The 23,464-nt window shown below is 70.8% G+C and carries 24 protein-coding genes; 4 read left to right on the plus strand and 20 right to left on the minus strand.

Features of this window, described 5'->3' with window-relative positions; genetic code table 11:
- Positions 1–63: 63 nt before the first annotated feature.
- Positions 64–825: an LPXTG cell wall anchor domain-containing protein gene (locus tag ACQP2X_RS42655; RefSeq protein ID WP_498691686.1), complete on the plus strand. Its 762-nt coding sequence runs from the start codon at positions 64–66 to the stop codon at positions 823–825.
- A 62-nt stretch (positions 826–887) separates the two neighbouring features.
- Here ACQP2X_RS42655 and ACQP2X_RS42660 read toward each other — a convergent pair whose 3' ends face one another.
- The 19 genes from ACQP2X_RS42660 to rimP form a co-directional block, all read right to left on the minus strand.
- Positions 888–1,730 carry an MFS transporter permease gene (locus tag ACQP2X_RS42660; protein ID WP_498691687.1) on the minus strand — a complete coding sequence of 281 codons (843 nt, stop codon included), beginning with the start codon at positions 1,728–1,730 and terminating at the stop codon, positions 888–890.
- Positions 1,727–2,164 (minus strand): hypothetical protein, encoded by a 438-nt coding sequence (locus ACQP2X_RS42665; protein ID WP_498691688.1) that lies wholly within the window; start codon positions 2,162–2,164, stop codon positions 1,727–1,729. The genes ACQP2X_RS42660 and ACQP2X_RS42665 overlap by 4 nt, the downstream gene beginning before the upstream one ends.
- A 20-nt stretch (positions 2,165–2,184) precedes the next feature.
- The gene (dapB, locus tag ACQP2X_RS42670; protein WP_498701210.1) at positions 2,185–2,883 is read right to left on the minus strand and encodes a 4-hydroxy-tetrahydrodipicolinate reductase; all 699 of its coding nucleotides are present in this window, start codon (positions 2,881–2,883) and stop codon (positions 2,185–2,187) included.
- 41 nt (positions 2,884–2,924) lie between these two features.
- The gene (locus ACQP2X_RS42675) at positions 2,925–3,872 is read right to left on the minus strand and encodes a phosphatase PAP2 family protein (protein WP_498691690.1); all 948 of its coding nucleotides are present in this window, start codon (positions 3,870–3,872) and stop codon (positions 2,925–2,927) included.
- An 11-nt stretch (positions 3,873–3,883) separates the two neighbouring features.
- Positions 3,884–5,218 carry a M16 family metallopeptidase gene (locus tag ACQP2X_RS42680; protein WP_498691691.1) on the minus strand — a complete coding sequence of 445 codons (1,335 nt, stop codon included), beginning with the start codon at positions 5,216–5,218 and terminating at the stop codon, positions 3,884–3,886.
- 6 nt (positions 5,219–5,224) lie between these two features.
- The gene (locus ACQP2X_RS42685) at positions 5,225–7,558 is read right to left on the minus strand and encodes a polyribonucleotide nucleotidyltransferase (protein ID WP_498691693.1); all 2,334 of its coding nucleotides are present in this window, start codon (positions 7,556–7,558) and stop codon (positions 5,225–5,227) included.
- Positions 7,559–7,758: 200 nt separating this feature from the next.
- Entirely contained in the window at positions 7,759–8,028 is a 270-nt protein-coding gene (gene rpsO, locus ACQP2X_RS42690) for a 30S ribosomal protein S15 (RefSeq protein ID WP_498691695.1), read from the minus strand.
- Between the two features lie 113 nt (positions 8,029–8,141).
- On the minus strand, positions 8,142–9,068 hold the full coding sequence (locus ACQP2X_RS42695) for a bifunctional riboflavin kinase/FAD synthetase (protein ID WP_498691696.1): 927 nt from the start codon (positions 9,066–9,068) through the stop codon (positions 8,142–8,144).
- Positions 9,069–9,128: 60 nt separating this feature from the next.
- Positions 9,129–9,971, minus strand: a complete 843-nt coding sequence (truB, locus tag ACQP2X_RS42700) for a tRNA pseudouridine(55) synthase TruB (RefSeq protein WP_498701212.1) — start codon at positions 9,969–9,971, stop codon at positions 9,129–9,131.
- Between the two features lie 91 nt (positions 9,972–10,062).
- Positions 10,063–10,383 (minus strand): hypothetical protein, encoded by a 321-nt coding sequence (locus ACQP2X_RS42705; RefSeq protein WP_498691698.1) that lies wholly within the window; start codon positions 10,381–10,383, stop codon positions 10,063–10,065.
- A gap of 266 nt (positions 10,384–10,649) precedes the next feature.
- Complete coding sequence (locus tag ACQP2X_RS42710) at positions 10,650–11,981, minus strand: MATE family efflux transporter (protein WP_498691700.1); 1,332 nt, start codon at positions 11,979–11,981, stop codon at positions 10,650–10,652.
- Positions 11,982–12,417: 436 nt separating this feature from the next.
- Positions 12,418–13,563, minus strand: a complete 1,146-nt coding sequence (locus ACQP2X_RS42715) for a DHH family phosphoesterase (RefSeq protein WP_498691702.1) — start codon at positions 13,561–13,563, stop codon at positions 12,418–12,420.
- Entirely contained in the window at positions 13,560–14,021 is a 462-nt protein-coding gene (gene rbfA, locus ACQP2X_RS42720) for a 30S ribosome-binding factor RbfA (protein ID WP_498691704.1), read from the minus strand. The genes ACQP2X_RS42715 and rbfA overlap by 4 nt, the downstream gene beginning before the upstream one ends.
- 84 nt (positions 14,022–14,105) lie before the next feature.
- Positions 14,106–14,399 (minus strand): DUF503 domain-containing protein, encoded by a 294-nt coding sequence (locus ACQP2X_RS42725; RefSeq protein ID WP_498654849.1) that lies wholly within the window; start codon positions 14,397–14,399, stop codon positions 14,106–14,108.
- A gap of 34 nt (positions 14,400–14,433) precedes the next feature.
- On the minus strand, positions 14,434–15,456 hold the full coding sequence (locus tag ACQP2X_RS42730; protein WP_498691706.1) for a TRM11 family SAM-dependent methyltransferase: 1,023 nt from the start codon (positions 15,454–15,456) through the stop codon (positions 14,434–14,436).
- 62 nt (positions 15,457–15,518) lie between these two features.
- Positions 15,519–18,602, minus strand: a complete 3,084-nt coding sequence (infB, locus tag ACQP2X_RS42735) for a translation initiation factor IF-2 (protein WP_498691708.1) — start codon at positions 18,600–18,602, stop codon at positions 15,519–15,521.
- 119 nt (positions 18,603–18,721) lie between these two features.
- Positions 18,722–19,030, minus strand: a complete 309-nt coding sequence (locus ACQP2X_RS42740; RefSeq protein ID WP_498691710.1) for a YlxR family protein — start codon at positions 19,028–19,030, stop codon at positions 18,722–18,724.
- Between the two features lie 40 nt (positions 19,031–19,070).
- Positions 19,071–20,087, minus strand: a complete 1,017-nt coding sequence (nusA, locus tag ACQP2X_RS42745; RefSeq protein ID WP_097318526.1) for a transcription termination factor NusA — start codon at positions 20,085–20,087, stop codon at positions 19,071–19,073.
- The gene (rimP, locus tag ACQP2X_RS42750) at positions 20,084–20,692 is read right to left on the minus strand and encodes a ribosome maturation factor RimP (RefSeq protein ID WP_498691711.1); all 609 of its coding nucleotides are present in this window, start codon (positions 20,690–20,692) and stop codon (positions 20,084–20,086) included. Before rimP ends, nusA begins: the two co-directional genes overlap by 4 nt.
- Positions 20,693–20,844: 152 nt before the next feature.
- On the opposite strand from rimP, the gene ACQP2X_RS42755 reads away from it, so the two are divergent.
- From ACQP2X_RS42755 to ACQP2X_RS42765, 3 genes are all read left to right on the plus strand, one after another.
- Complete coding sequence (locus ACQP2X_RS42755) at positions 20,845–21,333, plus strand: hypothetical protein (RefSeq protein ID WP_498691713.1); 489 nt, start codon at positions 20,845–20,847, stop codon at positions 21,331–21,333.
- A gap of 11 nt (positions 21,334–21,344) precedes the next feature.
- Positions 21,345–21,770 (plus strand): ferritin-like domain-containing protein, encoded by a 426-nt coding sequence (locus ACQP2X_RS42760; RefSeq protein ID WP_498691715.1) that lies wholly within the window; start codon positions 21,345–21,347, stop codon positions 21,768–21,770.
- 62 nt (positions 21,771–21,832) lie between these two features.
- Complete coding sequence (locus ACQP2X_RS42765; RefSeq protein ID WP_498691717.1) at positions 21,833–22,540, plus strand: nucleotidyltransferase domain-containing protein; 708 nt, start codon at positions 21,833–21,835, stop codon at positions 22,538–22,540.
- Here ACQP2X_RS42765 and map read toward each other — a convergent pair.
- Entirely contained in the window at positions 22,537–23,394 is an 858-nt protein-coding gene (map, locus tag ACQP2X_RS42770; protein ID WP_498691718.1) for a type I methionyl aminopeptidase, read from the minus strand. The two genes, ACQP2X_RS42765 and map, sit on opposite strands and share 4 nt — an antisense overlap.
- Between the last annotated feature and the right edge of the window lie 70 nt (positions 23,395–23,464).

Raw genomic sequence — 23,464 nt, forward strand, 5'->3', positions numbered from 1 at the left:
GTCCTGCAACTCGGGCTTCTGTACCATCTCCCTGCTTCGATATGAACGGGGAGGAAGACACACGTGCGAGGAAAGATCGCGGCCGGCGTTCTCATGGCGCTGGCCCTTCTGATTCCGGCGGCGCCGGCCATGGCTCAGGCCGAGCCGCCCGTGCTCGGCGCGGATTGCCAGCCGGTCGAGCGCAAGGTCTTCAAGGACGTCCGCCAGCTCTTCACCATCGACCTGGACACCGCCAACGACAGCGAGGTGCGGCTGCTGGCCTACCGGATCCTGGACGCGACCGAGTCGCTGCCGGTCCTGCCGCCCGCCCTCCAGAAGAAGATGGGCGGCACCCCGGAGGAGCTGCGGGCCTTCCTCAAGAACGACTGGCAGGCGGCCTGGGGACACGATCTGCGGATCTCGATCGGCCGGACGATGCCGGAGGACGCCGGGGCCAACGTGAAGGCGGCCGCCAACAAGGCGCTCGACAGCGACTCCGTCGACGTCCACCTGGCTTACCTGAACGAGGGCCTGTACACGGCCCGGGCACTCGACTGCGCGGCCCAGCCCACGCCGAAACCGACGGTCACGCCCACCGCCACGGCGACCGTGTCGCCGGCGCCCACCTCCACCGCCGGCTCGAGCGCCCCTACCACGGCCCCGGCCAGCTCGAGTGCCCCCGGCACGCCGGCCGCCGGCGCGGAGAACAGCGGCGGCGAGGGCGGCGGCCTGCCCGTGACCGGCACGGCCACCGGCGTCGTGGTCGGCATCGGCGGCGTGCTCCTGCTCCTCGGCGCGACCGGCTACGTGATCGGCCGCCGTCGCCGCTCCCGCTTCGTGGCCTGACCGCCCACCGCCCCAGCTCAGCGCCCGGCTCGGCGACTCGTCGAGCCGGGCCGGGCCGGGGCTCAGGTGCTTTCCGGCACCACCGGGCGGGCCGATCGCCGCCGGAGCCACTCGATCGGGCGGACCTTCTCCAGCGGCAGGAAGCTCGCCATCGCGGCCAGATGCGGGGCGAACGAGATGGTGATCATCGAGAACGTCATCACGTGGAACGAGTAGAAGAACGCCACGCCCCAATTCCGCCATTTCTGCGGAATCGCCCAGATCAACGGGCTGAGCAGCTCGAACAGGATGATCCCGAACTGGGCCGCGATCAGCAGGCCCGGCACCACGGCGATGTGGTCGGCCAGCCAGGTGCCCCGGCGGATGATGGCCTGGGCGAGCACGGCGCTGGTCAGCCAGTCGATGCCGCCGAAGCGGAGCTTGGCCAGGGCGGCCAGGAAGTACGTGCAGATCACCGCGATCTGGGTGACCCGCAGGGCCCATCCCGCTTTTTCCGACATTTCCCCGGAACCGTGGCGAGCGCGGCCGACTGTCGGCAGGACGGCCAGGGCCACGAGCAGGCCGACCCGGTCGTGGTCGACCTTGCCGTAGCTCATCGCGATGATCATCCACTCGAAGTACAGCGCGAACACCGCCCAGCCCAGCGCCCGCGGCGCCCGCCCGGTCGCGGCGGCCAGCGACAGCACGAGCAGCAGCCAGAACACTCCCCACACGAGCAAAGGCCCCGGCGTGGGCAAGTGGAGCAGACGGCCGACCAGCAGAGGCTGATAGAGGTCGCCCGGGGTGTTGGCGTGCGAGCGCACCCACGGGGTGAAGACCGTCAGATCAAGGACGACGAACGCGTAGACCAGCGTACGGAACGCGGCCACCCGGCCCAGGGGCACGGGCGCGAAGAGCCACCTCATGGGCGCGTCCATTCGGCGACGACCTCGTCGCGGTAGTCGCCGGTCGGGCGGGCGTGCTCGATACCGTGCCAGCGGATCACGATCTTCACGGTGCGCAACGGTGAAGCGCCGGGCGAGTGCGACGCGTAGGCGTCGGCGATCTGGCTCAGGCGGGACGGATCCGACTCGTACGCCTGCTGCTGCCCCTCGATCTCGGCCCGGCGGATGCCGCTGTTGCCCTCGGTGATCGCGACCGTGCGCCCGGCCGTGTCGACGCCCTCGACCCGGGTGTCCTTGGCGTCACCGTTGGGGTCGGGCGCCGTGGAGTACATCCGGAACGGCCCGAACGGGAAGTCGTCGTCGACGCCCCAGAACGTCCCGGCCAGCAGCAGCGCGCCGGCGACCAGGGTGGCGACCACCCGAAGCCGGCGGCCACGCACGGTCAACTCGTTCACAGCAGGACAACCTACCGTGCTCAGTCGAGGAAGCTGTCCAGGCCGATCGTGAGGCCGGGGCGCGACAAGATCTTGCGTACGCCGAGAAGGACTCCGGGCATGAAGGAGACCCGGTCGAGCGAGTCGTGCCGGATGGTCAGCGTCTCGCCCAGGCTGCCGAACAGGACCTCCTGGTGGGCCACCAGCCCGGCCGCGCGGATCGCGTGGACCCGTACCCCGTCGAGGTCTGCCCCTCGGGCGCCCGGCACCTCTTCCTTCGTCGCGTCCGGCATCGGGCCCAGGCCGGCCGAAGCCCGCGCGTCAGCGATCAGCTTGGCCGTGTGCGTGGCCGTGCCGCTCGGGGCGTCCAGCTTGCGCGGGTGGTGCTGCTCGATGATCTCGGCCGACTCGAAGTACCGCGCCGCCTTGGCCGCGAACTGCATCATCAGGACCGCGCCGATGCCGAAGTTCGGGGCGATCAGCACGCCGGCCGACGGCTGCGCGGCCAGCCAGGACCGGATCTGATCGTGTCGCTCCGACGTGAAGCCGCTGGTGCCGACCACGAAGCTGATGCCCCGCTCGAGGCCCCACCGCAGGTTGTCCATCACCGCGCCGGGATTTGTCAGGTCGACCAGCACCTGGGCGCTCGCGGCGGCCTCGAGGTCGTCGCCACGGCCGAGCGCGGCCACCAGGTCGAGATCGGCCGCCGCCTCCACGGCCTTGCAGGCCTCGGAGCCCATGCGGCCCTGGGCGCCGAGTACGCCCACACGGATCGGTTCAGTCACTGCGTCAACTTAGCCCGGTTGCTCCACCAGCGTTCCAGCAGGCCCACGGCCGCGAAGGTCAGGGCCACGTAGAGCCAGCCGACCAGCACGTCGATCACGTAGTGCTCGCCGGTGTAGACCAGCGTGAAGGTCATCGCCAGCGGATAGGCGAACAGCAGCGGCCACCAGCGCTTGCGGATCATCGGCAGGAAGAAGGCGACCGCCATCATCGCGTACGCCGTGTGCAGCGAGGGCATGGCCGCGACCGGGTTGGACTGCTCGACCTGCAACGCGTTGAGGGTGTTGCCGGCGCCGTGCAGACCGAGCACCTCCAGGCCGCGCAGCGAGAAGCGCATGACGTTCTCGGGGATGTAGTGGTACTCGGAGGCCCACCAGGGCGGCGCCGCCGGGTAGAGGAAGTACGTGATCAGGCCGGCCATGCTGAGGAAGATCCACCGGCGCATGAAGCGGTAGGAGAGCTTGCGGCTGCGTACCCACAGGACGACCGCGACCGTGGGCACGGCCAGGAAGTGCGAGATGTAGACCAGGCTGGTCACCACCTCCCACCACGGCACGTGGTCCTTCGTGTAGAGGTGCTCCTGGAGCCACACGGTGGGGATGTGGCCGCCGAACAGGGCCTTGTCCGCGTCGACCATGGGGTAGACGTGCGGGTCGAAGAGCTTGTCGGCCGAGCCCCGCGACACGTTGTAGAACACCAGCAGCAGCACCACCGGCAGCCAGTCGCGCAGGAACAGCAGATGCTCACGCCACGGCAGATAGTTGCGCCAGGCGATGGTGGCCAGCCAGAGCCAGCCGAACGCGATGAGCACATCGCTGGTCGGCACGCCCACCAGCGCCACGAACACGGCGAAGGCCGCCGCCCAGATCAACATGCCGATGACCCGGCGGCGGCGCTGCTCCGGAGTGATCTCGGGCGAGGGCGGCGGCTTCTCCAGCGTTGTCACGGGGCCCAAGGTTAGCGAGCCGCGAAAGCGGCTTCGTCGAACGGCCCCACGACGGCCAGCGACATCGGCTGGGCCAGCAGGTCGGCGGCGATCGCGTTGACCTCGTCGGCGGTGACCGCGTCGACCCGGCCGAGCAGCTCGTCGACGGTCATGAGATCGCCGTAGAGCAGCTCCGACTTGGCCAGCCGGCTCATCCGCGAGCCGGTGTCCTCCAGGCCGAGGACGAAGGCGCCCTTGACCATGCCCTTGCCCCGGGCGATCTCCTCGGCGTCGACGCCCTTGGCCGACACCCGCTCCAGCTCGGCCCGGGTGAGGTCGAGGACCTCCTCGATCTTGCCGGGGGCGCAGCCGGCGTAGACGCCGAACAGGCCGGCGTCGGCGTACTGGCTGGCGTACGAGTAGACCGAGTAGGCCAGGCCCCGCTTCTCGCGGATCTCCTGGAAGAGACGGCTGGACATGCCGCCGCCGAGGATGTTGTTGAGCACGCCCAGGGCGAAGCGGCGCTCGTCGCGGCGGCCGATGCCGACGCCGCCGAGCACCACGTGCGCCTGCTCGGTGTCGCGGTTGCGGACGACCGTGTGCGGGCGCTGGGTGGGCACGCGCTTGGCGCCGAGGCGCGGTCCGGCCGGCTCGGCCGGCCCGGTGTCCAGCGCCGTGCCGGCCAGGGCCTTGCGGACCAGCCGGACGACAGTGGCGTGGTCGAGGTTGCCCGCGGCCGCGATCACGATGTTGGGCGGGGTGTAGCGCCGCTTGTAGAAGCTGTTGATCTGGTTCCGGGTCATCGGGGTGACCGATTCCTCGGTCCCCGAGATCAGCCGGCCCAGCGGGTGGTCGCCGAAGATCGCCTCGGTGAAGACGTCGTGCACCTCGTCGCCGGGCTCGTCCTCGTGCATGGCGATCTCTTCGAGGATCACGCCGCGCTCGGTCTCCACGTCGGCCGGCGCGATGATCGAGTCGGCCACGGCGTCGCACATCACGTCCACCGCGAGCGCCAGATCGGCGTCGAGCACCCGTGCGTAGTAGCACGTGTACTCCTTCGTGGTGAAGGCGTTGGTCTCGCCGCCGACGGCCTCGATCTCGGCCGAGATCTGCAGCGCCGTGCGCTTGTGGGTGCCCTTGAAGAGCAGGTGCTCGAGGAAGTGGGAGGCGCCGGACATGCCCGGCGTCTCGTCACGCGAGCCGATCCCGACCCAGACGCCGAGCGAGGCGCTCCGGGTCGTCGGGATGGCTTCCGTGACGATGCGCAGACCACTGGGCAGGACGGTCCTTTTTACGCCGTCCTGCAGGGTCTTGGTAGAAACGCGGGCCGGCCGAGAGGCCGACCCGCGGTTGTTACTCGATGTCACTGGTGATTACTCGCGACGGTCGCCACGGTCGCCGCTGGAGCGCTGACGACGCCGGCGCGGCTCGCCGCCACCCTCGCCACCACGGTCACCGCGCGGCTCGCGCGGCGGCCGGCCCTCGCCCGAACCCGAGGCGGCGGGAGCGGCCGCGGGGGCCTCCTCGCCCTCGGGGCGGACCTTGTCGAGGTAGATCTTGCCGCGGGCGTCGATGTCCGCGATGGACACCTCGACCTTGTCGCCGACGTTGAGGAAGTCCTCGACCTTCTCGACCCGCTTGCCGTCGCCCACCTTGGAGATGTGCAGCAGGCCGTCGCGGCCGGGCAGGAGCGAGATGAAGGCGCCGAAGGCGGCCGTCTTCACCACGGTGCCGAGGAACTTGTCGCCGACCTTGGGCAGCGTCGGGTTGGCGATCGCGTTGATCCGCTCGACCGCGGCGTCGGCCGACGGGCCGTTCGTCGCGCCCACGTAGATCGTGCCGTCGTCCTCGATCGAGATGTCGGCGCCGGTCTCGTCCTGGATCGCGTTGATCGTCTGGCCCTTGGGGCCGATGACCATGCCGATCTTGTCGACCGGGATCTTCACCGAGGTGACCCGCGGCGCGTACTCCGACATCTCGGCCGGAGCGTTGATCGCCTGCTCCATCACGCCGAGGATCGTGGCGCGGGCCTCGTGGGCCTGCTGGAGAGCGCCGGCCAGCACGTCCGACGGGATGCCGTCGAGCTTGGTGTCCAGCTGCAGGGCGGTGACGAACTCGCTGGTGCCGGCGACCTTGAAGTCCATGTCGCCGAACGCGTCCTCGGCGCCCAGGATGTCGGTCAGCGCGACGTACTGCGTCTTGCCGTCGACCTCGTCCGAGATCAGGCCCATCGCGATGCCGGCGACCGGCGCCTTCAGCGGCACACCAGCGCTGAGCAGCGACAGCGTCGAGGCGCAGACCGAGCCCATCGAGGTCGAGCCGTTCGAGCCCAGCGCCTCGGAGACCTGGCGGATCGCGTAGGGGAACTCCTCGCGCGTCGGCAGCACGGGCACGAGGGCCCGCTCGGCCAGCGCGCCGTGGCCGATCTCGCGGCGCTTCGGCGAGCCCACCCGGCCGGTCTCACCGGTCGAGTAGGGCGGGAAGTTGTAGTTGTGCATGTAGCGCTTGGACTTCTCCGGCGCCAGGGTGTCCAGCGCCTGCTCCATGCGCAGCATGTTCAGCGTGGTCACGCCCAGGATCTGGGTCTCGCCACGCTCGAACAGGGCCGAGCCGTGCACGCGGGGCAGCACGCCGATCTGGGCCGACAGCGGGCGGATGTCGCGCGGGCCACGGCCGTCGATGCGGACCTGGTCGCGCAGCACGCGCTGGCGTACCTCGGACTTGGTGACCGAGCGGAAGGCCGCGCTGATCTCCTTCTCGCGGCCCTCGAAGCGCTCGTCGAGAAGCTCGTGCGCCTTGGCCTTGACGAGGTCGAGAGCCTCTTCGCGCTCCTGCTTGGCGGCGATCTTGAGCGCCTCGGCGGTCTCCGCGCGGACGGCCTCGACCACCGCGGTGTAGACGTCGTCCTGGTAGTCCAGGAACACCGGGAACTCGACGGCCGGCTTCGAGGCGATCTCGGCCAGCTCGCTCTGCGCGCGGCACAGCTCGCGGATGGCGGGCTTGGCGGCCTCGAGACCGCTCGCCACGACCTCCTCGGTCGGGGCGGTGGCGCCACCGGCGATCAGCTTGACCGCGTTCGGCGTGGCCTCGGCCTCGACCATCATGATGGCGACGTCGCCGTCGGCCAGGACGCGACCGGCGACCACCATGTCGAAGGTGGCCCGCTCGAGCTCCTCGATGGTCGGGAAGGCGACCCACTGGCCGTCGATGTGCGCGACCCGGGTCGAGCCGATCGGGCCGCTGAACGGCAGGCCGGACAGCTTGGTCGACAGCGAGGCGCCGTTCATGGCGACCACGTCGTACGGGTGGGCCGGGTCGAGGGCCAGCACGGTCTCGACGACCTGGACCTCGTTGCGCAGGCCCTTGGTGAACGAGGGGCGCAGCGGGCGGTCGATCAGGCGGCAGGTGAGGATCGCGTCCTCGCTCGGGCGGCCCTCACGGCGGAAGAACGAGCCGGGGATGCGGCCCGCGGCGTACATCCGCTCCTCGACGTCGACGGTCAGCGGGAAGAAGTCGAAGTGCTCCTTCGGCTGCTTGCTGGCCGTGGTCGCGGACAGGACGGTGGTGTCGCCCAGCTGGACGATGACCGAGCCGGCGGCCTGCTTGGCGAGCCGGCCGGTGGAGAAAGTCACCTCGCGGGTGCCGAACGACCCGTTGTCGATGACGGCGGTGCGAGATTCGGTGCCGAGAGCGTTCTGCTCTGTCATGTGGTGCGGTACTCCTTCGTCGAGGACCCGGCGGTCTACACAGCGCGGTTGGGTTCCAGGCTGCCGGTCTTCGATCGAAGTGCCCAGGTATCACTGCCTGGGAACCACTACCGAGGACCGGTGGCTTCGCCTGCGTACCGCGCGGGTCCGTGGGTTGTTGCTGTGCGGGGGAGCGACCTCGTGGTCACTCCCCCGTCAGATCAGCGGCGCAGGCCGAGACGCTCGATGAGCGTCCGGTAGCGCGCGATGTCCTTCTTCTGAACGTAGTGGAGCAGACGGCGGCGACGGCCGACCAGCAGCAGCAGACCACGACGGCTGTGGTGGTCGTGCTTGTGCACCTTCAGGTGCTCGGTCAGGTCGGCGATCCGCTTGGTCAGCATCGCGACCTGGACCTCGGGGGATCCGGTGTCGCTGTCCTTCGACTTGTACTCGTCGATGATCTTGGTCTTGGTCTCTTGATCGAGCGCCATGTTCTCCGAACTTCTGTGTTGCCGGTGACATCGAGTTCCGCACCCGCGGCGTCGGGCAGGCACGCGGAATCGTTCGCTGGTTAAGCCAGCGCCGAGTCAACCCTACCAGGCAGTTACCGAAGCAACACTCGGGTCTGTTCCACGTCGGCCCGGATCTGATCGACCAAAGCCTCGATCGTCGTGTACGTCACCTGTCCGCGCAGGTGGGCGACGAAGTCGAGGCTGACCCGCTCGCCGTAGAGATCGCCGTCGAAATCCAGCACGTACGCCTCGACGCGGCGCTCCCGGCCCTCGAAGGTCGGGTTGGTGCCGACCGAGATGCTGGTCGGCAGGGGTTTGCCGTCCGCGCGGAGGAAGTAGCCGGCGTAGACGCCGTCGGCCGGAATGGCCGCGTACTGGTGGGTCAACAGGTTGGCGGTGGGGAAGCCGAGCTCACGCCCGCGCTGGTCACCACGGACCACCACCCCGCTCACCTGATGGGGCCGGCCAAGCGCGTCGGCCGCCGCCCGCACGTCCCCGGCGTCGACACAACTGCGGATGTACGTCGAGGAGAAGACCAGCCCGTCCTCGGAGACCAGCGGGGCGTCCTCGACGGTGAACCCGAACGAGGTGCCGAGCCGCTCGAGCAGGGCCGCGTCACCCGCCGCCTTGTGACCGAAGCGGAAGTTGTCGCCGACCACCACGGCCGCCGCGTGCAGCGACTCGACCAGCACGTCGTGCACGAAGGCCTCGGGCGAGAGCTGCGAGAACGCCTTGGTGAAGGGCACCACGCAGAGCGCGTCGGCACCCAGCTGCTCGATCAGCTCGGCCTTGCGCGCCGGCTCGGTCAGCACGGCCGGATGGGAACCGGGCCGCACGACCTCGGCCGGGTGCGGGTCGAAGGTCACCACGACCGACTGGAGCCCCAGCTCGTGGGCCCGTTTCACGGCGTGCCCGATGATCATCTGATGGCCGCGGTGCACACCGTCGAAGACGCCGATCGTGACGACCGACCGGCCCCAGCCTCCCGGCACCGATTCGAAGCCCCGCCACCGCTGCATGTCCGCGTACCCCTTCGGTGTTCGCCAGTTAGCGGTTCTCAGCGTATCGGGCGGCGTACGTCACGCCGGGGCCAGGACGATCTCGGCCCGGGCCCGGCCCTCACGCTCGGAGACGATGGCCAGCACGTCACCCTGCGGAGAGAAGACGGCGTACGGCCCCTCGATGCCGACCGGGGCCAGAGGACCACCGTGACTGAGCACACGTGCCTCGTCGGCGGTCGCCTCCCGCTGCGGGAAGGCCTGCCGCGCGGCGTCGGCCATCGGCAGGGTGACGACGTCATCGGGCTCGCGCTCGGCCAGCTGGTCGAGGGTGAGCGCCTCGTCGAGCGTCATGCCACCCACGGCCGTACGGCGAAGGGCCGTGAGATGACCGCCCACACCGAGCCCCGCGCCGAGATCGCGCGCGATCGAGCGGATGTAGGTGCCGGAGGAGCAGGTGACGTCGACGTCCACGTCGACGAAGTCCCCGTCGCGCCGGATGTCGAGCACGTCGAGCCGCGAGATGGTGACCCGCCGGGCCGGAATCTCGACCTCTTCGCCCTCGCGGACCCGCTTGTAGGCCCGCTCCCCGTTGATCTTGATGGCGCTCACGGCGCTGGGCACCTGGTCGATCTCGCCGCGCTGCCGGGCGAGGCCCTCATGGATCGCCTCGTCGGCGACATGACCGGCCGGCGTGGTCGAGGTGACCTCCCCCTCGGCGTCGTCGGTGATGGTCGACTGCCCGAGCCGGATGGTCGCGGCATAGCTCTTGGAGGACCCGATGACGTACGTCAGAAGCCTCGTGGCCTTGTTGACCCCGATGATCAGCACACCGGTGGCCATCGGATCGAGCGTCCCGCCGTGCCCCACCCGCCGCGTCTTGGCCAGCCGCCGAATCCGGCTGACCACGTCATGCGAGGTCATCCCCGCCGGCTTGTCCACCACGATCAGTCCGTCCGCACTCACCCGACCACCTTAGGGTCAGCCCGCTCCCCCCACGCTCCCAGCCCGCCGGTCAAAGAGTGGACAGAAGCCATGCCGCACCCAGGATCGGCAGGATCGCGGACAGCGCGAGCGCGGGCACCTTGGCGGCCCACCACGACGCGGTCGCCGCCACCAGCAACGGCACGAGTCCCGCCCAGAGGAGAAAGGCGCCGAGAAAGAAGAAGATCGCGCCGATCACGAAGAGCATGACGGCTTCCAGGTAGCAGACGATCCGGAAGCCGAGGAAATTGCGCACCGCCAGCGGCGGGGCAGTGAGGGCCGCGCCGGCGACGAAGCACCAGAACATGTCCTCGAACCGGAAGTTCGGCCAGTCACCGATGACGGCGAACACGAAGCCGGAGTTGATCACAGCCACCGTGACGATGGCCCGGCGAACGCCACCGACCCTCATCGGTGCCGGCCACGGCCATCCCGGATGGCGTTTCGGCCGTACTTGAACATGTTCAACCACGCGCCTGAGCGTATGACTCGCTGCGCCTGGGCGCTAGAGACTCTCCGCATGTGAAGTCGTGACGCCGATCGCGCCAGGGTGGCCGGGAGGCGGCTGGCGCGGTCCGCTTGCGGTCCTCCTCAGGCGATCTGCGCGTTCGGCAGCCGTCAGCTCGGGGCTTTCAGCTCGGCGCCGATCACGGCCCAGCGGGACGAGCGCCAACGCCAAACCGTGCCCGCGAAGCGGATGGCGATCAGCAACGCCAGGCCGGCCCAGACGCCGCCCAGGCCGAGGTCCAGCCAGTACGCGATCCAGATCGCGGGCAGGAAACCGAGCAGGGTCGCCGCCAGCGTGATGTCGCGCAGGAAGCGGACGTCGCCGGCACCGATCAGGACGCCGTCGAGGGCGTAGACGATGCCCGCGAACGGCATCAGCCCGATGAACCACGGCCAGACGACGGCCGCCTGGTCGTGCACCGCCGGGTCCGGCGTGAACCAGCTCGGGATCACCCCCGCGCCGGCCGCGGCCAGTGCCGCGAAGACCACCCCGGCCAGGCCGCCGGCGATTGTCACCCGTTTGGCGACCTCCTGGGCGGCCGGCGCGTCGCCCGCGCCCAATGTCGCGCCGACCAGTGACTGGGCCGCGATGGCGACCGCGTCGAGGGCGAGCGCGCTGAAGAACCACAGCTGCAGCGCGATCTGGTGGGCGCCGACCGCGGCCACCCCGAAGCGGCTGGCCACGGCGGTGGCCGACAGGAAGCAGGCCTGGAAGGAGGCGCCTCGGATCAGCAGGTCGCGGCCGAGGACCACCTGCCGCACGATGATCTGGGGTACCGGACGCAGGGCGCGGGTCTCCCGGACGAGCGCGGCCAGGAAGAGGCCGCCGGAGACGCTCTGCGCGACCACGTTGGCCACCGCCGAGCCGTTCAGGCCCCAGCCGGCCGGATAGACGAGCAGCGGGCACAGGATCGCCGAGAGCACGTTCGCGCCGAGCACGAAGAACAGCGGCCGCCGCGTGTCCTGGACGCCGCGCATCCAGCCGTTGCCGGCGGCCGCGAGCAGCAGGCCGGGGATGCCGAACGAGGCGATGCGCAACCAGTGGGCGGCCGCGTCGGCCGTGGCCTGGTCGCCGGCGAGCGCGTGGACCAGCGGTCCGGCACCGATCTGGGCCAGCAGCACCAGCACGACGCCCATGCCGAGCGCGAGCCAGGACGCCTGGACGCCCTCGGCGACGGCGGCGGCCCGGTCGCCGGCGCCGAAGCGGCGGGCGGCGCGGCCGGTGGTCCCGTACGCCATGAGCGTGCCGAACCACACGGCGACCGACATGACGGTCCCGCTGACGGCGACCGCGGCCAGCGGCACCGCGCCGAGATGCCCGACGACAGCCGTGTCGACCAGCACGTAGAGCGGCTCCGCGGCCAGCACGACGAGCGCCGGCAGGGCGAGCGCCGCGATCCGCCGCGCGGAGGCGGATGAATCAGGCCGGGCAGACGGGCTCATGAACAGTCATGATGCCCGCTCGGCCGTAAGGAGCGCAAACCAGATGAACGCTTACTGACGAGTGTCCATCGACGTCTGCAGGGCGCGGCGCGCGGCCTCGCGGGCTTCGTCGGTGGCGGAGGGCTTCGGCTTGGCGGCCATGATCGTGGTCCTTCCACGGTGGGTGAAGGCGCGGGCGCCTGAGGTTTGGTCGAGCGGAGCGTCGCGGGGCCGGTCCGGGATCGCCGGACGTCTGGCGAGGGCGACGCTGCCCGGGCGGGTGGGCCCGGGTGGCTCGAGGTCTCGCGGCGGGCAGTGGTCACGACCGCGCAAAACCTAATCACCGTTCAGGACCCAAACTATCGTTCAGCTCGCTCGATCACCGGCTGCTTCCCACGAAGCGGGACACGAAAAAGCCGGTGTCGCCGAAGCGACACCGGCTTGAAGCCCGGCTTGTCTAAACAGTGAGATGGGCGTCCAGGAGATCCTTGACCTGCTGGACGATCTCCTCCGGTGTGCCGTGACCGGTGAATCCGGCCGCCAGCCGATGACCGCCGCCGCCGAGCGCCACCGCTACGGCGCTGACGTCGACCGCGCCCTTCGAGCGCAGCGACACCGCCCACTCGCCGTCCGAAGCCTGCTTGACCAGCACCGCCACGTCGGCCTCGGCCACGCTGCGGACCGGGTCGATGAGCGAATCCAGGACGTACGGCTTCTGGTCGTACCTCTCCAGGTCGTCCGTCGTGGCGTACGTCCAGACCAGACCGCGCCCACCCGCCGCCGTGACGTCGAGACGGGCCCGGCCCAGCACCTCGCCGGAGAGTTTCATCGCCCCGAAGGGGCGGGTGTCGAAGATGCGCCGCGAGATCTCGGCCGGGCTGATGCCCGTGGCGATCAAGCGGGCCGCCAGCTCGTGCACCTCGGGCGTGGTCAGATCGAACTTGAACGAGCCGGTGTCGGTGGCCAGCGCCACGTACAGGCACTCGGCGATCTCGGCGTCGAGCGGCACACCGAGCCGGCTCAGCAGCCCCTCGGCCACCACCGAGGTCGCGGCGGCCCGCGGGGCCACCAGGTTGACGCCGCCGAAGCCGGTGTTCGACGCGTGGTGGTCGAGCACGATCACGGCCGGCGCGGACGGCAGCAGGCTCACCAGGTCACCCAGGCGCGACTCGGCCGCAACGTCGAAAATCATGATCAAGGCCGGGTTGTCGTACGCCTCCTGCTCGCTCACCAGCAGATCACTGCCGGGCAGCTCCCGATAGGGCACCGGCACCTCGAACCGGCCCGGGAACGTGGCCCGCAGCCGGGTCACGCCGAGCCGGCGCAGCCCCAGGCCGAAGCCGAGCATGCTGCCGAGCGCGTCCCCGTCCGGGTTGACGTGACAGATGAGCTGGACCTCGTCGTCGGGGCCGAGCGCGCGGATCGCGTCGATCGCGGCCGTCCACTCAAGGTCGGCCACTCCCCCGATGACCGCCGGAACCCCGGCTTCCCCACCGGGGATCGTGGCGGCGCCACCGAAGGACCAGGCGGAGCGGGGACCGTCGGCGGGCCGGGGAACGCCCCCGGGGGCCATGCCCCCGGGGATGCTGGAGACCGTTCTCACCCCTGGTCCTCGCGGGCGCCGACCCGCTCGTCCTCGTCCTCGTCGTCGTCGGCCTTGTAGGGGTCGGGATCGCCCGCGTACTGCTTACCGGCGGCGAGCCGCTGCACCTCCTGGTCGCGCAGGCGCGCCTCGGCCAGCAGGTGGTCGATCTCCTTGGCCTGGTCCTGCACGTTGTCCAGCACGAACGCCAGGCTCGGCGAGTGCCGCAGGCCCAGGGCGTGCCCGACGCGGCTGCGCAGCATGCCCTTGGCGCTCTCCAGCGCGGCCTTGGTGGCCGCCTGCTCGGTCGGGTCGCCGAGCACCGTGTAGTAGACGGTCGCCTCGCGCAGATCGCCGGTGATCCGCGCGTCCGTGATGGTCACCATGCCGAGCCGGGGATCTTTGATCTCTCGTACCAGCGATGCCACCAGCTCCCGTACGCGCTCAGCATGACGGCGCGTCTTGGCCGGGTCCGACATATCGCCCACCTCCGACTGTGATCCCGCGGGTCTCACTACCCCCGCCCAACTGCTGAAGCGTACCCAGCCCGCCCATGGGCCGAACTAGTCGTCCTCCCCGTACAGGCGCCGCTTGACCGAGAGCAACTCGATCTCGGGGCGGCCCGCGACCTGGTTCTCACAGGTGTCGATGACGGCACGGGCCTGTGCGGGCTCGGCGGCGACCACCGCCACCCCGAGCTGTGCGCGGCCGTGCAGGTCGTGCATGCCCACCTCGGCCGCGCTGACCTCGTATTTCTTCAGCATGGCGAGGATCGGGCGTACGTAGGAACGCTTCTGCTTGAGCGAACGGGAGTCGCCGGGCAGGAGCAGGTCGAACACTGCGGTTTCCGTATACATCAGCGGGAAGGGTACCGCCGGCGTACGACAAGTCTCAGCCGGTTTTCCGGGCGATGAGAACGTCGCGCTCGATGCCCTGGTCGACACGGTGCTCCAGGGGCAACTGCTCGATGAGCTCCAGCCCGTGGGCCAGCAGGATGTCCTCGGCCAGCTCGCGCCGGGCGACCTTGGTGTTCCACGACAGGCCGAGGGCGCCACCCGGGCGCAGCAGGGGCAGCCACTGCGGCACCGCGCGCTCCAGCAGGTCGAGCGGGCGCCGGGAGATGCCACCCTCGTCGTCGTAGCTGCCGTGGGCCACGCCGTACGGCAGGTCGGCCACCAGCACGTCGGCCACCCCGGAGCGCAGCAGGCCCTCGAGCTGGGTGGTGTCCGCCTGCAGGACGGTGATCTTCTGCACCGCGCCGGCCTTGTGATCTTCCTTGCTGGCCGCCATCGTCACCTCGAGCCGCCGCGCGGCCCGCTTGCCCTGGCGCCGCACGGGCACGAGCTCGGCGGTGTGCTTGAGACGCTTGCGCTTGAGCCAGGTCTGCAAGAAGAGTTTGTACGCCTCGACGTCCTTGCCGTCGATCTCCACCCCGACGCCGTCGTAGCCGTACATCAGCGCCTGGTTGAGCGTGGTTCCCCGCCCGCAGAGCGGGTCGAGCACGGTGAGCTGCGAGTCGAGCATCCGGCCGGCCGAGGCCGAGGCGAGCAGGGTCAGGTTGAGGACCAGCTTGGTGAACGGCTCGTTGGTCTTGCCCGCGTACTTCGGGATCGTGATCAGGTCACTGTCGTACCGCGCCAGCGCCGTCATCGTGATCGGCCGCAGCAGATCTTCGACCTGCTCGAACAGCGCGTACGCAGAGGACAGATTCGACAAGTACGAAATGTCCCGCTCAGACAGCGCGCCGGCGAAGGTCAAGTACTCCACTCCGCCCAGAACCGCTACGTCGATGTCCGAAATTTCGGACGAAAGCACCTTTCCGAAAGCAGCCAGCTCGGTAAGAGCGAGACGAGGGGCCTGATCGGCGTAGACACGATTGGCGGAGGGAGCGAGGAGCAGGGCGTACCGGGACATGGGTGTCATCTTCGCAAGAAAGGCCCCGGCGCCTGAGCGCCGGGGCCTTGTCTACGTGCTACTTACGCGCGGGGCTTTTCGCGCATCTCGAAGGTCTCGATCACGTCGCCGACCTGCGGGGTGCCGAAGCCGCTCATCGTCAGACCACACTCGAAGCCCTCGCGGACCTCGGTCGCGTCGTCCTTGAAGCGGCGCAGCGAGCTGATCGTGACGTTCTCGGCCACCACGACGCCGTCCCGCAGGATGCGGGCCTTGGCGTTGCGGCGGATGAGACCGCTGCGGACCAGACAGCCGGCGATGAGTCCGATCTTGGACGAGCGGAAGACCTCGCGGATCTCCGCCGTGCCCTGCTCGACCTCTTCGTACTCCGGCTTGAGCAGACCCTTGAGCGCGGCCTCGATCTCCTCGATGGCCTGGTAGATCACGCTGTAGTAGCGGATCTCCACGTTCGCCCGGTCGGCCATCTCCTTGACCTTGTTCGAGGCCCGGACGTTGAAGCCGATGATCGTGGCGGTCGCTTCCGAGGAGGCGCTCGCCAGGTTCACGTCGCTCTCGGTGATCGCACCGACGCCGCGGTGGATGACCTTGAGCTGGATCTCGTCCGGAATCTCGATCTTGAACAGCGCGTCCTCGAGGGCCTCGACCGAACCGGACGAGTCGCCCTTGATGACCAGGGTGAGCGAGGTCTTCTCGCCCTCCTTGAGCTGCTCCATGAGCGTCTCGAGAGTCGCCTTGGTGCGCGAGTTGGCGAAGCTCGCCGCGCGGCGGCGGGCCTGCCGCTGCTCGGCGATCTGCCGAACGGTGCGGTCGTCCTCGCCGGCGAGGAACGTGTCGCCCGCGCCGGGCACCGACGTGAGACCGAGGACCAGGACCGGACGGGCCGGCAGAGCCTCGGCGACCACGTTGCCGTTCTCGTCGAGCATGGCGCGGACGCGGCCGTGCGCGCCGCCCGCCACGATCGAGTCGCCGGCACGCAGGGTGCCCTTCTGCACCAGGACGGTCGCGACGGCGCCGCGGCCCTTGTCGAGGTGCGACTCCACGATCGCGCCCTGCGCCGAGCCGTCGACCGGAGCGGTCAGCTCCAGCGAAGCGTCGGCGGTCAGCAGGACGGCCTCGAGCAGGTCGTCGATGCCGATGCCGGGCTTGGCCGCGACGTTGACGAACATCGTGTCGCCGCCGTACTCCTCGGCCAGCAGGCCGTAGTCGGCCAGCTGCTGGCGCACCTTCTCGGGGTTGGCGTCCGGCTTGTCGACCTTGTTCACCGCGACCACGATCGGCACCTCGGCCGCCTTGGCGTGGTTGAGCGCCTCGACCGTCTGCGGCATGACGCCGTCGTCGGCCGCCACGACCAGGATGACGATGTCGGTCACCTGGGCGCCACGGGCACGCATGGCGGTGAACGCCTCGTGACCCGGGGTGTCCAGGAACGTGATCGCACGCTCCTCGTCGTTGTGCTCGTACTTCACCTGGTAGGCGCCGATGTGCTGGGTGATGCCACCCGCCTCGCCGGCGACCACGTTGGTCTTGCGGATCGCGTCGAGCAGCTTCGTCTTACCGTGGTCGACGTGACCCATGACGGTCACGACCGGCGGACGGGTGACCAGACGGTCCTCCGCCACCTCGGCGTCGAGGTCGATGTTGAACTGCGCGAGCAGCTCGCGGTCCTCGTCCTCGGGGCTGACGATCTGCACGTTGAAGCCCAGGTGCTCGCCGAGCAGCAGCAACGTGTCGTCGGAGCACGACTGCGTCGCCGTCACCATCTCGCCCAGGTTGAACATCTCCTGGACCAGCGAGCCGGGGTTCGCGTTGATCTTGTCGGCGAAGTCGGAGAGCGACGCGCCGCGGGAGAGCCGGATCTCCTGACCCTGACCCCGCGGAGCGCCGGAGCTCATCTGCGGGGCGGACAGGTTGTCGAACTCTTGACGCCGCTGCTTCTTCGACTTGCGACCGCGGGTCGGCCGGCCACCCGGACGCCCGAAGGCACCCGCGGCACCGCCGCCACGACCGCGACCGCCACCACCGGGACGACCCGGAGCACCGGCACCGGCCGGAGCACCGCCGCCACCACCGGGACCGCCGCGGTAGCCACCGCCACCGCCGCCGCCACCGGGACGGAAGCCGCCACCACCGGCGCCGCCGCCACCACCGGGGCGGAAGCCGCCACCGGCGCCGCCGCCACCACCGGGACGGAAGCCGCCACCGGCGCCGCCACGACCGCCGCCGCCACCGCCGGGACCGCCACGGCCACCGGCGCCGCCACCCGGACGGCCGGGGCCGGCCGGACGCTGCGCGGGCATGGACGCGGGGCTGGGCCGCGGGGGCATCGACGCGGGGCTGGGCCGCGGGGGCATGCCCGGCTGGTTGGGCCGGGGCATGGAGGCCGGCGAGGGACGGGCGGCGTTGCCACCCGAAACGCCGAACGGGTTGTTACCCGGGCCACGCGACGGCGGGCGCGGGGTGTTGCCACCGGCGGGGCCGGGGCGAGGACCGGACGGAGCGCCGCCGCCCTGGGGGGCGGGACGACCGGCCGCGGGCGAACCCGGGCGCGGCGGAACCGAGCCGGGACCCGGGCGCGGGCCCGGTCCACGGGACGCGCCACCGTCGGCCGGGGGCTGCTGCGCCCGGCGCTCGGCGTCACGGGTGCGGGCGGCCTGAGCGGCCTTGACCGCGGCCTCCTGCTCGGCCTTGAGCGCCGAGGCACGGGCCTCGGCCGCCGCGACCTCGATGTCGTGGGCGCTGGCCGGCTTGGCGACCGGGCCGGGCGTGGGGCCCGGACGGCCGGGAACCGGCGGCTTGGGACGCGCGAAAGAACCGGGCGACGGGGCCGGCGACGTCGGGGCGCTGGGAGCGCCACCGGTGGCGGGGCCGGGCCGGCGCGGCGGCTGGGGACGCGCGGCGGGCGGAGCCGGGCGCGCCGCGGACGGCGCGCTGGGCGCAGCACTGCTGGCGGCGGGCGCGGACGGGGCCGGCGCCGCCGGAGCGGAACCTGCCTCGAGGGCACCACGCAGCCGCCGGGCCACGGGGGCCTCGACCGTGCTGGATGCGGACTTGACGAACTCGCCCATCTCCTTGAGCTTGGCGAGAACGGTCTTGCTGTCGACCCCGAGCTCCTTCGCGAGCTCGTGTACGCGGGCCTTTCCTGGCACTGCACTCCTCACTTCGAGGTCGTGCGAGCGCACCCGCAACGACCTCACTCGTGCACTAGAAGCCTGTTCATTTCAGGGACTTCATCGTGTGCTCATCTGGGTCGTCCTACCTTGCTGGGTCATGACGCGGCCACAGCGGCCGTGTCATCTGTCGTTCCGCACGGCAAGGCCGTACGGATGTGCTCGGCCAGCAATCCGGTGTCAGCAACACCGGTGAGACGCAGCGCGCGCCCGAAGGCGCGACGCCGCTCCGCCAGCGCGAAGCAGGCCGGATCGGGATGCAGATGTGCTCCCCGGCCCGGCAGTCGGCGGCCCGGATCGGGCTGGAGCCGGAGATCGTCCCCGGACCCGGCCGCGACGAACCGAATCAACTCGAAGGCCGGCGCATGCTTGCGACAACCGACGCAGGTTCGTGTCGGGCCGACCATGAGAAAGTCTACTCCTCGTACGTCCGGAACGCGTATCCGGTCAGCTTCCCGCCTCGGCCGCATCGCGGTCGGAGGCCCCCGCCGGCTCGTTGTCCGGCCTGATGTCGATGCGCCACCCGGTGAGCCGGGCCGCGAGCCGGGCGTTCTGACCCTCCCGGCCGATCGCCAGCGAGAGCTGGAAATCGGGCACTGTCACCCGGGCCGTCCGGCTGGCCGCGTCGACCACCTCGACCCGCAGGGCCTTGGCCGGTGAGAGCGCGTTGCCGACGAACTGGGCCGGGTCGTCCGAGTAGTCGATGATATCGATCTTCTCGCCGTGCAGCTCGCTCATGACGGCCCGGACCCGCTGGCCCATGGGACCGATGCAGGCACCCTTGGCGTTCACGCCCGGAACCGTCGAATGCACCGCGATCTTCGTACGGTGACCTGCCTCACGCGCGATCGCGGCGATCTCGACCGTGCCGTCGGCGATCTCCGGCACCTCGAGCGCGAAGAGCTTCTTGACCAGCGCCGGGTGCGACCGGGAGAGCGTCACCTGGGGGCCGCGGAAGCCCTTGGCCACGTGCACCACGATCCCGCGGATGCGGGAGCCGTGGTCGTACGGCTCGCCGGGCACCTGCTCGGACTGCGGCAGCACCGCCTCGATCTTGCCGAGGTCGACGATGACGATGCCCTTCTCGGCCCGCGCGGCGTCCGCCTGCACGATGCCGGTGACCAGGTCGCCGTCGCGTCCCGCGTACTCACCGAAGTGCTGCTCGTCGGTGGCCTCGCGCAGCCGCTGGAGGATGACCTGCTTGGCCGTCATGGCGGCGATGCGGCCGAAGTCGTGCGGGGTGTCGTCCCACTCGCGCACCACCGTGCCGTCGGCGTCCAGCTCCTGCGCCAGCACCGACGCGACGCCGGACTTGCGGTCGATCTCCACGCGGGCGTGGCTCTGCGCGCCCTCCGTGTGCCGGTACGCGGTCAGCAGCGCGGTCTCGATGGCCGCCAGAATCGTCTCGAACGGGATCTCCCGCTCGCGCTCCAGGGCGCGCAGCGCCGCGAGGTCGATGTTCACTCCTCGCCCTCCCTATCGTCGGTGTCGATGTCGTCGTCGTCCTCGTCGCCGAAGTCGGCCTCGTCGAGCCGCTTGAACTCGATCTGCACCTTTCCGGCGCCGAGTTCGGCATAGCCGAGTTCGTGCGGTGTGCCGTCGACGTCGAGCACGATGCCCTCGTCGCCGGCCTCGGTCACCCGGCCGGTCATGCCGTTCACGGCGACCAGCCGGCCCCGGTTACGCCGCCAGTGACGCGGCTCGGTCAGCGGCCGGTCCACGCCCGGCGAGCCGACCTCCAGTTGGTACTCCCCCGCGAGGACCTCGTCACCGCGCTCCTCGGCGGTGTCGAGCGCCTCGGAGATCGCGCGGGAGACGACGGCCACGTCGTCCAGGCCGATGCCGCCGTCGGTGTCGACCAGGACGCGGACCACGTGCCGGCGACCGGCGCGGGCGACGCTGACGTCCTCCAGGTCGTATCCGGCCTCGACGACCACCGGCTCGATCACGGCACGGACCCGGGCCTTGGCCGCCGCGAGATCGACGCGGGGCGGAGCGGGGACCCGCTCCTCTTTCCGGCCACCGGGGCGCCCACCAGGCCGGGCACCGGCGCGACCACGCTGCGTCATCGGGCCTCGACCTTTCGTCAAAAAACTGAGAAACGACTCTATGCCGCCGGGCGATGGGCCCCGCGGCTGACGCAGAGCGTAACGCGCCGGTGGCATCGACGGTTCGGCGCCGCACCGATTCCGCGCCATCCGCAGGTCACCGGCTGTACCGCATGGTGTTGACTGGCGCCGTGCGGGAGAAATGGGAGATCGGACACAGCCGCCGCTGGGTGCTGGGCACCGCCACCGCCGTGGGCGCCGCCGCCCTGAGCGGGTGCGGGCTCCTCGGCGACGACGAGCCGGAGCCGCCGAAGGCGCCCGATCCGCTCGAACCCCTGCTCGCCGAGGCGGTCGCGCTGGCCTCGGCGTACGACCAGGCGATCGTCAGCCAGCCCGGCCTGCGCACCCGCCTCGAACCGCTGGCCGCCGACCACCGCACGCACGCGGCCGAGATGTCCCGCCTGATCGGCGAGCCGCTCGCCTCGGCGCCCGCCCCCAGCGCCAGCGCCGGGCCGGCCACCACCGTGGCCGCCCTGCGCCAGGCCGAGCTGGCCGCCCAGAAGACCGCGGTGGCGGCCTGCAAGGTGGCCGCTCCCGACCGGGCCGGGCTGGTCGGCTCGATCGCCGCCTGCCGGGCCACGCACGCCGAGGCCCTGCGATGAGGTCGAAAAAGATGAATGAGCAGCTGGGAGCCGCCCTCGCGGCGGAGGAGGCGGCCATCTACGCCTACGGGGTGATCGGCGTCCACCTCGACAGCGACGGCGACGTGACCGAGGCGCGGGCCGCCGAGCAGGCCCACCGGCAGAAACGCGACTATCTGGTGGGCCGGTTGTCACAGCTCAAGGCGAGTGCGGCCCCCTCACCGGCCGGCTATCAGTTGCCGTACGAGGTGACCGACCGCGCGACCGCGCTCAAGCTGGCCATCCAGGTCGAGGACGGGGTGGCGCAGGGCTGGCGGCCGGTGCTGCCGGCGACCGAGGGCGCCGAGCGGGCCACCGCGCTGACCGCGATGACCGAGGCCGCCGTGCGGGCGACCCGGTGGCGCCGGCTGGCCGAGGTCGCGCCGGCCACGATGGCCTGGCCGGGACGCCCCGAATAGTCCGTTTAACCGCTACGCGGCGTCGACCTTTCGCGTACACATTCATCCCACAGAATGACGGGGTGCTGGACGAGATCGATCTCACGTCGCCCCGGGGACGCCTGGCCGCCCGCCTGCGCGACGTGATCGGGGCGCGGTGGACGGCCGAGGTCCAGGCCATCGGGGTGTACGGATCACTCGCGCACGGCGACGACCACGACGGCAGCGACGTCAACGTGCAGGTGATCACCTATCGCCCGGGCGCCGGGCCCCGGCCGGCGCTGCGCCGGGTCGACGGCATCCTGGTCGACCTGCGGGTGACCACCGCCGACGACAGCCTGCGCCAGGCCCGCGAGCTCACCCCGCGCTGGCCGCTCGACGCCGACCGGCTGGTGGGCACCCGCTCGCTGCACGACCCGCGCGGCCTGTTCGGCGCGCAGCGCGACGCCCACCTGGCCCGGCTGGCCGCGGCCCGGCCGCCCGAGATCAGCGGCCTGGCCCGGCACGACTGGGAGGTGGCGGCGGCCGCGCACAGCCGCGCCGTGCGGCTGGCCGAGTGGTACGAGACGGACGCCGCGCTCGTGATGATCGCCGAGTGCCGGCTGCACGCGGCGCTCGTGGCCGGCCTGCTGAGCCGTACCTATTTCCGTAACAAGGCCGACGCCGTCCGGCGCACCGGCCTGGCCGGCGCCGACGTGCAGGAACTGGCCTCGGTGCTGAAGTCGCAGGCCGAGGACCTGACCGCGCGCGGGCGCCCGGTCGACGGCAACCTGAGTGAGCTGTTCACCTAGGGCAGCGTGAGGATCTCCGAGCCCTCCTCGGTGACCACCAGCGTGTGCTCGAACTGGGCGGTCCACTTGCGGTCCTTGGTGACGACCGTCCAGCCGTCCTTCCAGATCTCGTACTCGTGGGTGCCCAGCGTGATCATCGGCTCGATGGTGAAGGTCATCCCGACCTCCATCACCGTGTCGAGGCGCGGATTGTCGTAATGCGGGATGTAGAGCCCGGAATGGAACGTCTCACCGATGCCGTGACCGGTGAAGTCGCGGACCACGCCGTAGCCGAAGCGGCGCGCGTACGCCTCGATGACCCGCCCGATCGCGTTGATCGGCCGGCCCGGCGCGACCGCCCGGATGCCGCGCATCATCGCCTCGTGGGTGCGCTCGACCAGCAGCCGGGCCTCGTCGCTCACCTCGCCCACGCAGAACGTGGCGTCGGTGTCGCCGTGCACGCCGTCGAGATAGGCCGTCACGTCGACGTTGACGATGTCGCCGTCCTCGAGCACCGTCGAGTCGGGGATGCCGTGGCAGATCACCTCGTTGAGCGAGGTGCAGCACGACTTCGGGAAACCCTTGTAACCCAGTGTCGACGGGTACGCCCCGTGGTCGCACAGGAACTCGTGGACCACCCGGTCGATCTCGTCGGTGGTCACGCCCGGCTTGCAGTGCTCGCCGGCGAGCTGGGTGGCCCGCGCCGCCAGACGCCCGGCGATCCGCATCTTCTCGATGGTCTCGGCGGTCTGCACGTGGGATCCACGCCACTCTTTCGGGCGCTTCTTACCCACGTACTCGGGTCGGGCGATCTGTGCCGGGACCGCCCGCCAGGGCGACTGCTTTCCCGGCATCAATGGGGCACGAACGGTCATAGCCCCAGCCTATCGCCGCGCCACGGGTCACCCGTGCGAGTGGGCACAGCCCGGTAACAGGTCCGTTGAC

The organism is Actinoplanes sp. CA-131856, from assembly GCF_050956135.1.
Lineage (GTDB): Bacteria > Actinomycetota > Actinomycetes > Mycobacteriales > Micromonosporaceae > Actinoplanes.